The following is a 9,913-nucleotide window of genomic DNA, read 5'->3' on the forward strand; positions in this document are numbered from 1 at the left end:
CACTGCCTGATGGTACATACTGTCAGTACCCTCATGCAGCGCCTGGAGGCGTGAACGATATGAGCAGTGCCCAAGACAAGGACGAGCTCTGGCTGGATGACGACATCATCGAGCTGGATGACGATGAGGCCGTGGTGACCAAGGCGATCAACCCCTGGCAGGTGTTGATCGTCGATGATGAGCCGGACATTCATCATGCCACCCGGCTGGCACTTTCCAACATTCAGTACAAATCCCGCCCGCTTGAACTGCTCAACGCCTACAGCGGCGCTGAAGCGGCCCGCATGCTGCTGGCCAATCCGCGCATCGCCCTGATCCTGCTCGACGTGGTGATGGAGACCGAGGATGCCGGCCTGCGGCTGGTGCACCAGATCCGTAACGAGATGCACAACAGTCTGGTGCGTATCGTGCTGCGCACTGGCCAACCGGGGCAGGCCCCGGAGCAGCGGGTGATCCTCGATTACGACATCAACGACTACAAGACCAAGACCGAGCTGACGGTGCAGAAGCTCTATACCACCGTTATCGCCTCCCTGCGCTCCTACGAGACCCTCTGCGCCATCGACAAGAGTCGGCAGGGGCTCGGCAAGATACTGGAGGGGGCGGGGGATCTCTATCATCTGCATTCGCTGCGGGAGTTTGCCTCCGGCGTGCTCAAACAGATCAGCGCCATTCTCGACGTGGGCACCGAAGGCGCCATCTGCGCCGAACGCCGGCCCGGCTCGCAGGAGCTGGAGATCCTGGCGGCCACCGGCGACTATGAATCCTTGCTGAGCGATGTGCCGCTCAGCGCCTTCCCGGCCCTGCACGATTCGGTGATGAGTGCGCTGGCCAACCGCTGCAACCGCTTCGAGCATCCCCAGGATGCGCTCTATATCGCCGCCCAGAACGGGCGTGAGTTCGTGCTCAATTTTACCCCCACCCAGCCGCTCGATCCGCTCGAGTGCGATCTGCTGGACGTGTTCTGCCAGCGGATCTCGGCGGCGTACGACAACCTCTATCTCTACAACCAGCTGCTGCGCGCCCAGGAGGCGACCGTGGTGGCGCTGGCGGCGCTGGCGGAGTTCCGCGATTCGGATACAGGTGATCACGTGCTGCGGGTGCAGAAGCTCTCCGATGCCATCGTGGCCGAGCTGCAGCAGGCGGGGGCCTATCCCGATGAGCTGACACCGGGCTTCGTCGACATGATCGGCATGGCCAGCATACTGCACGACGTGGGCAAGGTGGGCACGCCGGACCACATCCTGCACAAGCCGGGCCGGTTCGAACCGGATGAGTGGGTCATCATGGAGCAGCACGCGGACATCGGCGCCAGCATATTGCACAAGGCGGGGGAGATGGTGGAGGGCACCAGCTATCTGTCGCTGGGGGCCGAGATTGCTCGCGGCCATCATGAACACTTCGATGGCAAGGGTTACCCGGAGCAGCTGGCCGGCCAGCAGATCCCGCTGTCGGCCCGCATCGTGGCCGTGGTCGACGTGTTCGATGCCCTGCTCAGCAAGCGGCCCTACAAGGAGCCCTGGTCACTGGCCCAGACCATGGAATATATCCTGTCACGCTCCGGCAGCCAGTTCGATCCCCTGGTGGTGCAGGCGCTCCAGCGTTTGGTCAGCCAGTCGCGGCTGCCATACGAGCTGTGACACCGGACGGAAACAACAAAGGGGCCACTGGCCCCTTTGTTGTTTCCGGCTGCCTGCGCCACCGCATCGATCTCGTCAGCGCGGCGCGTAGCGTGTGCGGGGCTGCTGCCGGCGAAACGGCAACAGCACCAGGCTGAGCAACAGATCGCCAAGCAGGGCTGCGAGCAGGCCTGCCGCCATGCCGCAGACGATGGCGGCCTGCTTGAGCGGCACCACGTAGCTGTAGTTTTGCAGGGTATCCTGCCAGAGCTGGGGCTCGGCGCGCAGCAGCAGGTGGGAGAGTTGCCGGTACCAGGGATGGTGCTTGTAGACGCTCTCCTGCTGCAGGGTCTGGCGCTGGCTGACCAGCAGCTGCAGGCTGGCAGCATCTTTGGCGAATACCGGATCCGGGTTGGTGCGGTAGTGGTTGACCAGGGCCGTCAGATCGCCGTCGAAATGCTGGTCCGCCGTCTCCTGAAAAGGGGCCAGGCTGAGGCTGGCCTGTTGCAGGCGGGCATCCAACCGCTGGTAGTAGAGGTCGATCAGACCCGGGATCTGCACGCCGGCCAGCAGGCCCAGGGCAAACAGCATCATCCGAAGGTAGCTGCGCATAGCACTCGTCATCTCGCGAAATAGAGGGACTCCATACTAGCCGCAAGGCTGCAACAGGCCAAGCCGGCAGGGGACGCGCCGGCTTTCCGGATAGGAGGCATGACCCTTTCCTCCCTCGTTTGTGTGATTCACGTCACGCTTTTTATGCTTTAAAATACGGCCCCATTTTTCGGGGAGGAGAGTCCGTATGCGCAAATTTATACCCTGTTATCTGTTGGGTGGTCTCATCGCCATCAGTTGGGCCGCTTTGCCCGATCACGGCCCCTGGGATCAGTGGGATCTCGCCGTCTTCCATCTGGTCAATGGCTGGCTGGGTCAGGCTCAGTGGTGGGCCGATCTGGTGGCCGTGACCAACAACCGGCTGTTCGATCTGGCGGTACTCTCCTGCATGGGGCTGATCCTCTCTCACTGCTTCTGGTGTGCGGACGAGCAGGGACGCCGCCGGCTGGTGGCCATGGGGATCGTCATGCTGCTGGGGGCCCTGGTGATCAACCAGTTCGGTCATCTGCTGCCGGTCAGCCGGCCGAGCCCGACCCTGACGGTGACGGACGCGCTACGGGTGACCCAGCTCAGCGAGATCCCGACCAAGGATTCGTCCAGCGACAGCTTCCCCGGCGATCACGCCCTGTTCCTGATGATCTTCGCCGGTTTTGCCCTGCGCTATCTGCCACGCTGGGCCGGGGTGACGGCGCTGCTGATGGTGCCGTTGTTCTCGGCGCCCCGCATCCTCTCCGGCGCCCACTGGCTGACGGATGTCTATGTGGGGGCCCTGTCGCTGACCCTGCTCTGTCTGCCGCTGCTGCTGTTGACCGGGCTGTCGGATGCGCTGATCGGCTGGATCGCCCAGCGACTGCCGCGTCTGCCGGGCTGGCAGTGGCTGGCGGGCAAAACGCCGGCGAGTCAGCAATAAAAAAGAAGGTCGGTGCATACCGGCCTTCTTTTTGGCTACTTCCCGCCGGTGACTGTGGTCGTCGCGAAATGACCATGACTACCACCGGTGGCCCCAGGCCTGCTGGCCCTCATAGACAAGTATTAGCAGATTCGTTCGGGCGTGCTCATCATGACTTTCTCCAGATAATCGTTTGCATGGGCTGAATGCTTGATCCTGACCAAGATTTTTTATTTTTGCTGCCTTAGAATCGCCGCCCGTTGCTGGAGAATTCTGTATGTTAATTAATCTTTTGCGCCTGATATTCATCATCTGCGCCCTGGTGTTCATCTTCATGCTAGTACGGGCCTGGTGGCACAAACGGCAACAGGGGGAGCTGGAATCGACCCCCTTCTGGCCGGTGGCGGCCATCGGTTTTGTCGCCAATTTTCTCGATACCCTGGGGGTCGGCAGTTTTGCGGTGAAGACCGCCTGCTACAAGCAGTTCAAGCTGATCGACGATCGGCTGTTGCCGGGCACCCTCAACGGCCAGTGCGTGTTGCCGACGGTCACCCAGTCGCTGATCTTCATCGGCGCCGTGCAGGTGGATCCGCTCACCCTCATCGGCATGATGGTGGCCGCCGCTGCCGGGGCGGCCTGGGGGGCGCGCCACGTCGCCTCGTTCGATCGCCAGACCATCCGGCTGGTGATGGCGGTCTCCCTGCTGGTGGTGGCCGGCCTCATCTTTGCGGGCCTGCTTGGGCTGTTCCCCCTCGGTGGCGATGCCATGGGGCTGACCGGTTACAAGCTCGGGATCGCGCTGCTCGGCAACTTCATCTTCGGCGTACTGATGAACGTGGGCATCGGCCTGTTCGCCCCCTGCATGACCCTGGTCTATCTGCTCGGCATGAATCCGCTGGCGGCGTTTCCCATCATGATGGGCTCCACCGCCGTGCTTAGCGTCTTCTCGGCGGGCACCTTCATCCGCAAAGGGGCCTTCGACGCCAAGGCGGTGCTGGCGGTGGCCATCTTCGGCCCTGTCGGCGTGGTGCTGGCGGCCATGCTGGTCAAATCCATGGACATGGCGATGCTCAAATGGCTGGTGGCCTTCATCGTCATCTATACCTCCTGGACCATGTACGCCTCCTGGCGGGCGGCGCGGCGGGCGCCACAACCCCGGCTGGCAGGCGTCACTGGTTAGCCAGTACGGCGCGAGTCGGTGCTGGCCGTGGAGTATTGAAGTGATTGCAGATCTTCAGCGTTATCTATACCTCCTGGACCATGCCCGCTTCTTGGCGGGCGGCGCGGCGGGCACTGCAACTCCGGCTGGCAGAGGTCGCAGGCTGGCCTGCACCAGAGCCGCTTCGGCCCTGGCCCCCAAAAACACATAGAGCCCGAGGGCCAGCAGCAGCCCCACGGCGCACCCCATCACACCCACCGCCGGCCAGAGCAGTTCGCTCTGGCCGAGCGAGCCCTTGAACAGCAGCAACAGCCCCTCGATGGAGACCGCGATCAAGATGGCGGCGATGAAGCGGGTAATGGTGCGGCGAATCGCGCTGTGGCGAAAGATGTCCTTATGCAGCAGCACCTCCTCTTCCAGAATGGTTTTGCCCAAGTCGAATACCGCCAGCGCCAGGGTCAGGAAGATGATGGCACTGAAGGCCCCCAGCCGGTTCTGCTGCGCCCCGCACAGCAGCAGATAGAGCTGCTCCAGCCCGTGCCAGATGAGCGTCGCGACGATCAGAAACAGCGCCAGACTCAGCACCACATAAACCCCCTTGAACCAGGGCATGGCCCGGCGTCGTTCCCTGTCCCCCATCAGCCAGGCGATGAGCTGGTTCAGGCAGAGGGTCAGCTCACGGCCCTGGCCTCTCACGATCAGGTGCAAACGGGCTTGCGGCGCCGGCACCGGTGGCAGGATCCCGAGCGGTTCCCGACTGGGTGCCTGGTTCAGGATGAAGGGATAACTGCGGAGTGAATCGGGTGATGCCGTGAGCAGTCCCAGCAGCAGAGGAGCCAGTTCGGCTTCGTACTCCTGATAGCGTCGCAGCACATCGATGGGGCTCATTTCCGCCATATACACCTCGCTCAAACGGGCTTGCATCCAACTTGCAGGGTGCAAATTGTGGGCCCGTTTTATGACGGGCAGAGGGGCGGGATATGCACCGTTTGGTGACAGAGCAGCACCGCTTGCGTAAATGCTGCACCAACATCGGGCGTACCGGGGGAGGCCGAAGGACGCCGAAGCGGCAATGAAAAAAGGGCCCGTGAAGGGCCCTTTTGCGAGAAGCGGCGGCTTAGCCGGCCAGTTTGGCGAAGCTGCGCTCGGCGGCGGCCAGGGTGTGTTCAATCTCCTTGTCGCCGTGCGCCAGCGACAGGAAGCCCGCCTCGTAGGCACTCGGCGCCAGGTAGACACCCTCTTCCAGCATCAGGTGATAGAAGCGCTTGAAGCGTTCCATGTCACAGCGGGTCACCTGCTCGTAGCGGGTGATCTCGGGCTCGTCGGTGAAGAAGAAGCCGAACATGCCGCCCACGTAGTTGATGGCAAGCGGGATGCCGTGCTTGGCGGCAGCGGCTTTCAGCCCTTCGGCAACCCGGGCTGTCTTGGCGCTCAGCTGCTCATAGAGGCCCGGCTCCAGCAGCAGATCCAGCATGGTAAGGCCGGCAGCCATGGCCACCGGGTTGCCGGAGAGGGTGCCGGCCTGATAGACGGGGCCGGTTGGGGCGATGTGCTGCATCACCTTCTTCTTGCCGCCGAAGGCGCCGACCGGCATGCCGGCACCGATGATCTTGCCGAGGGTGGTGAGATCCGGGTCGATATTGTAGTGGCCCTGGGCGCCGCGCAGGGAGACGCGAAAGCCAGTCATTACCTCGTCCAGGATCAGCAGGGCGCCGGCCTCGTCACAGATGGCGCGCAGCCCTTCCAGGAAGCCGGGTACCGGCGGGATGCAGTTCATGTTGCCGGCCACCGGCTCGACGATGATGCAGGCGATCTCGCTGCCGTACTGGCTGAAGGCTTCGCGCACCGACGCCAGATCGTTGAACACGCAGGTGAGGGTGTGCTTGGCAAAGTCGGCCGGGACGCCCGGGCTGTTGGGCTGACCCAGGGTCAGCGCGCCGGAGCCGGCCTTGACCAGCAGGGAGTCGGCGTGGCCGTGGTAGCAGCCTTCGAATTTGACGATCTTGTCGCGACCGGTGTAGCCGCGGGCCAGCCGGATGGCGCTCATGGTCGCCTCGGTGCCGGAGTTGACCATCCGGACCTGTTCCATGGAGGGGACGATCTGGCGCACCTTCTCGGCCATCAGCACTTCGATCTCGGTCGGCGCGCCGTAGCTCAGTCCCTTCTCCACCGCCTTGATGACGGCGGCCTTGATGGCCGGGTGGTTGTGACCCAGCAACATGGGGCCCCAGGAACCGATGTAATCCACATAGGCCTGGCCATCCACGTCATAGAGGTAGGCGCCATCGGCGTGATCGATGAAGCGGGGTGTGCCGCCGACCCCATTGAAGGCGCGGACCGGTGAGTTGACGCCGCCCGGAATGGTCTGGCGGGCCTGTTCAAACAGCTGATCTGATTTTGACATGGATCATCCTTAATGGGATTTTGGTCGTCACACAGGCGCAGGTGGCCGATTGCGGCTCGGCAGTCAGGGGGCGCTGGAGTATGCTTGCGCTCTTGACCCCGGCCAAGGACTGCCCCGTGTTAAATGAAACGGGCCGACTATAGCAGAAAGGCCCGGTGCTGGGCAGCCGGACAGCAGGCCGGATGATCGTCACCTCCGTCAGCAAACGAATGTGGTTTTTTCATGTCGCAACAAGCTCTCTCCTCCTCCGAACCGCTCTCGCCTCCCCGCGGCCCTGTCCTGCGGCGGATCATTCATCAAGACAAGATGCCCCTGCTGGTGCTGCTGTTGGCGGCGCTGGTCGGCACCCTGGCCGGGTTGGTCTGCGGACTGTTCGAGTCCGGCGTGCACTGGCTGGCACAGCAGCGTGTCGACCTGCTGGCCGATCGCCCCTGGTGGCAGCTCGGCCTGCTCGGCTTTGGTTTCAGCGCCTTGCTGGGTTGTATTGGTTATTTCCTGACCCATACCTTTGCGCCGGAGGCGGGTGGCTCCGGCATTCCCGAGATTGAGGGGGCCATGGACGAGCTGCGTCCGGTACGCTGGTGGCGGGTGTTGCCGGTCAAGTTCTTCGGTGGCATCTGCACCCTGAGCTCCGGCATGGTGCTGGGGCGGGAAGGCCCGTCGGTGCAGATCGGCGGCAACCTCGGCAAGATGGTGGCGGATATCTTCCGGCTACCGAAGGAGCATGGCCACGCCCTGCTGGCAGCCGGGGCTGCGGGCGGTCTGGCCGCGGCCTTCAATGCGCCGCTGGCGGGGATCCTGTTCGTGATGGAGGAGATGCGCCCGCAGTTTCGCTACTCCTTTCTGGCCATCAAGGCGGTGGGCATCTCCGCCATCATGGCGACCCTGATGCTGCAGAACATGAAGGGGCAGGGGGCGGTGATCAGCTTGCCTCACTACGATGCGCCGGCTCTCAGGGCGCTCTGGCTGTTCCTCTTCATGGGGGCCGCTTTTGGCGTGCTGGGTTTTGTCTTCAACAAGCTGGTGCTGGCCTGTCAGGATGGTTATCTGGCGCTGCATCAAAACAAGCGCCATCGCTTCGTGGCCATCGGGACGCTGGTGGCAGGAACCTTCGGCGTGCTGTCGCTGGTTGCCCCGGCGGTGACCGGCGGCGGTACCGAGCTCATCCCCCATCTGATGGGCGGGGAGTATGCGATGGCCACCTTGTTCCTCATCTTCTCCATCCGGCTGGTGGCTACCCTGGTCTGTTTCTGCTCAGGCGCGCCGGGCGGGGTGTTTGCCCCGACTCTGGCGCTGGGCACCCTGTTCGGGGTGGTGTTCGGGCATCTGTTCCATGCGGCCTTCCCGGAGCTGGGCATCGAACCCGGTGCCTTTGCCATTGCCGGAATGGGCGCGTTGTTTGCCGCCACCGTACGTGCCCCCATCACGGGGATCGTGCTGGTCACCGAGATGACCGACAACTATCAGCTGATCCTGCCCATGATGATCACCACGGTCGGTGCGACCCTGGTGGCGCAGTGGTTGGGGGGGCGCCCGATTTATTCCCAGATCCTCGAGCGAACTTTACGGCTCGCTGCGCGTCAAAAGCGGGGAGAAAGCGGCGTCACCGCCGGTTAACCCTTTGTCTGCCGGCCTGAATCTGCTTGAGTCGCGTATAGTGAAGGGAGCGTGGCCGCAGTATGCGCAGTAACAAAAGAGGCCTTATGTCCCAGATAGTGAAGTGGTTGGCAGTGCTGATGGTGGGGGCGCTCATCGGCTATTTCGTCGGTAATCGCCAGGAGCTGGCCCAGAGCAGCTTGCTGACGGTGCAGCAGGAGACGCTGGAGCGCCAAGGCAAGGCCATCGGCCAGCTCAAGAGCGAGCTCGGCATCAAGGAGACTCTGCTGGCTACCCAGAAGGCGGCGTTCGAGCAGTTGCAGCAGGCGCTCAAGGATCAGGAGGCCCAGGTACAGGAGCAGAAGCGCCAGCTGGCCTTCTTCGAGCGGATCATGCGCCCCACCGGCGAGCAGGTGGGGGTGGTGATCGACAACCTCACCCTGCAGGAGACCAGTATCCCTGGCCGTTATCACTATCGGCTGGCGCTGACCCAGCCCGCCAAGAAGCGCGAGCTGTTTCGTGGTCAGGTACAGATAAAGGTGGAAGGCAGTCAGGGCGACAAGCCCAGAACCCTCGGCAGCCGTGAGCTGGGTATGAAGGTAGGAGAGGGGCGCTATGCACTGCGTTACTTCCAGCTGCTGGAAGGCAACTGGCAGTTGCCGGAAGGCTTTGTACCGGATCGGGTACGGGTCACCATCAGCAAGGATGGTCGGCAACCAGCCCAGGAGCTGCTGGCTGAATGGGGCGAGGTAATCAAGCCGCTGGTGGTCGCTCCACCGGCACCCGTACCGGCCGCACAGTAAGAAGCTTGGTGAATACTTGAACTGAATGGTCGGGTATTGGATAATTTCGCGGTTTCCATGTTTGTGGATTTAACGGTTGTGAGGTCAGTAATGAGTGCAGTAGCAGAAGCCCCGTTGCCCATCCAGATGACGGATGCGGCAGCCAACAAGGTGAAGACCCTGATCACCGAAGAAGAAAATCCCGAGCTCAAGCTGCGGGTGTACATCACGGGCGGTGGCTGCTCCGGTTTCCAGTATGGTTTCACCTTCGATGAGAAGATCAATGAAGGGGATACCGTGGTCGAGAAGAGCGGGGTCACCATGGTGATCGATCCCATGAGCCTGCAGTATCTGGTTGGCGGCAGCGTGGATTACACCGAAGGTCTGGAAGGTTCTCGCTTCACCGTGACCAACCCCAACGCCACTACCACCTGTGGCTGTGGTTCCAGCTTCTCTATCTGATATAGAGATACTGCGTGACATCGAAGGGCCCCAAGGGGCCCTTTTCGTTTTCCCCTCATACCTATAGTCTGACGCCCTTGACCAGTCAGTAATGCTAAAGGGCCCTTGGTGGGCTTACTTTGGGTTGTTGTTGGGGCGCTTTTCATCCTGATTGATGGTTAGTTAAACACTTGAACGTCTTTTTCAAAAAAACACGGAGTTTTCGCTTGTCAGCGAGAATCATATCCCTATAATGCGCCTCCATCAGCACGGCGCAGTGCGCGTCTGGTCTGGTTTGCAAAACAAACCAGTAAGGGTTATAGTTGTCGACCCTGCTCTTTAACAATTTGAATCAAGCAATCTGTGTGGGCACTCACAGCATCGAGCATCAAAAACAATTTTTGATATCAA

General features: G+C 62.0%; 9 protein-coding genes. 6 read left to right on the plus strand and 3 right to left on the minus strand.

The annotated features are described in order from the left end of the window. The first annotated feature begins 59 nt into the window (after positions 1 to 59). The gene (locus tag PG900_RS16600; protein ID WP_270831861.1) at positions 60 to 1,640 is read left to right on the plus strand and encodes a response regulator; all 1,581 of its coding nucleotides are present in this window, start codon (positions 60 to 62) and stop codon (positions 1,638 to 1,640) included. Between the two features lie 75 nt (positions 1,641 to 1,715). Here the strand turns inward: PG900_RS16600 and PG900_RS16605 are convergent, their stop codons facing one another. Next, on the minus strand, positions 1,716 to 2,243 hold the full coding sequence (locus PG900_RS16605) for a DUF2937 family protein (RefSeq protein ID WP_270798041.1): 528 nt from the start codon (positions 2,241 to 2,243) through the stop codon (positions 1,716 to 1,718). Positions 2,244 to 2,418: 175 nt separating this feature from the next. Between PG900_RS16605 and PG900_RS16610 the strand changes: the two genes are divergently transcribed. Together PG900_RS16610 and PG900_RS16615 are read left to right on the plus strand one after the other, a co-directional pair. Further along, complete coding sequence (locus PG900_RS16610; RefSeq protein WP_270798042.1) at positions 2,419 to 3,141, plus strand: phosphatase PAP2 family protein; 723 nt, start codon at positions 2,419 to 2,421, stop codon at positions 3,139 to 3,141. A gap of 256 nt (positions 3,142 to 3,397) precedes the next feature. After that, entirely contained in the window at positions 3,398 to 4,300 is a 903-nt protein-coding gene (locus tag PG900_RS16615; RefSeq protein ID WP_045789069.1) for a sulfite exporter TauE/SafE family protein, read from the plus strand. A gap of 60 nt (positions 4,301 to 4,360) precedes the next feature. On the opposite strand, the gene PG900_RS16620 is transcribed toward PG900_RS16615, so the two are convergent. Together PG900_RS16620 and hemL are read right to left on the minus strand one after the other, a co-directional pair. Then, positions 4,361 to 5,176 (minus strand): hypothetical protein, encoded by an 816-nt coding sequence (locus PG900_RS16620; RefSeq protein ID WP_252376538.1) that lies wholly within the window; start codon positions 5,174 to 5,176, stop codon positions 4,361 to 4,363. A gap of 220 nt (positions 5,177 to 5,396) precedes the next feature. Further along, complete coding sequence (gene hemL, locus PG900_RS16625; protein ID WP_270798043.1) at positions 5,397 to 6,683, minus strand: glutamate-1-semialdehyde 2,1-aminomutase; 1,287 nt, start codon at positions 6,681 to 6,683, stop codon at positions 5,397 to 5,399. A gap of 222 nt (positions 6,684 to 6,905) precedes the next feature. Between hemL and clcA the strand changes: the two genes are divergently transcribed. From clcA to erpA, 3 genes are all read left to right on the plus strand, one after another. Next, positions 6,906 to 8,300, plus strand: a complete 1,395-nt coding sequence (gene clcA / locus PG900_RS16630; protein WP_017411006.1) for a H(+)/Cl(-) exchange transporter ClcA — start codon at positions 6,906 to 6,908, stop codon at positions 8,298 to 8,300. A gap of 86 nt (positions 8,301 to 8,386) precedes the next feature. Then, a complete protein-coding gene (locus PG900_RS16635; protein WP_039214522.1) occupies positions 8,387 to 9,082 on the plus strand; it encodes a DUF6776 family protein in 696 nt (231 codons plus the stop codon). 90 nt (positions 9,083 to 9,172) lie between these two features. Then, positions 9,173 to 9,523 carry an iron-sulfur cluster insertion protein ErpA gene (erpA, locus tag PG900_RS16640; RefSeq protein WP_005304404.1) on the plus strand — a complete coding sequence of 117 codons (351 nt, stop codon included), beginning with the start codon at positions 9,173 to 9,175 and terminating at the stop codon, positions 9,521 to 9,523. Positions 9,524 to 9,913 lie beyond the last annotated feature (390 nt).

The sequence above is a fragment of the Aeromonas sp. QDB03 genome (assembly GCF_027707985.1).
Lineage (GTDB): Bacteria > Pseudomonadota > Gammaproteobacteria > Enterobacterales > Aeromonadaceae > Aeromonas > Aeromonas hydrophila.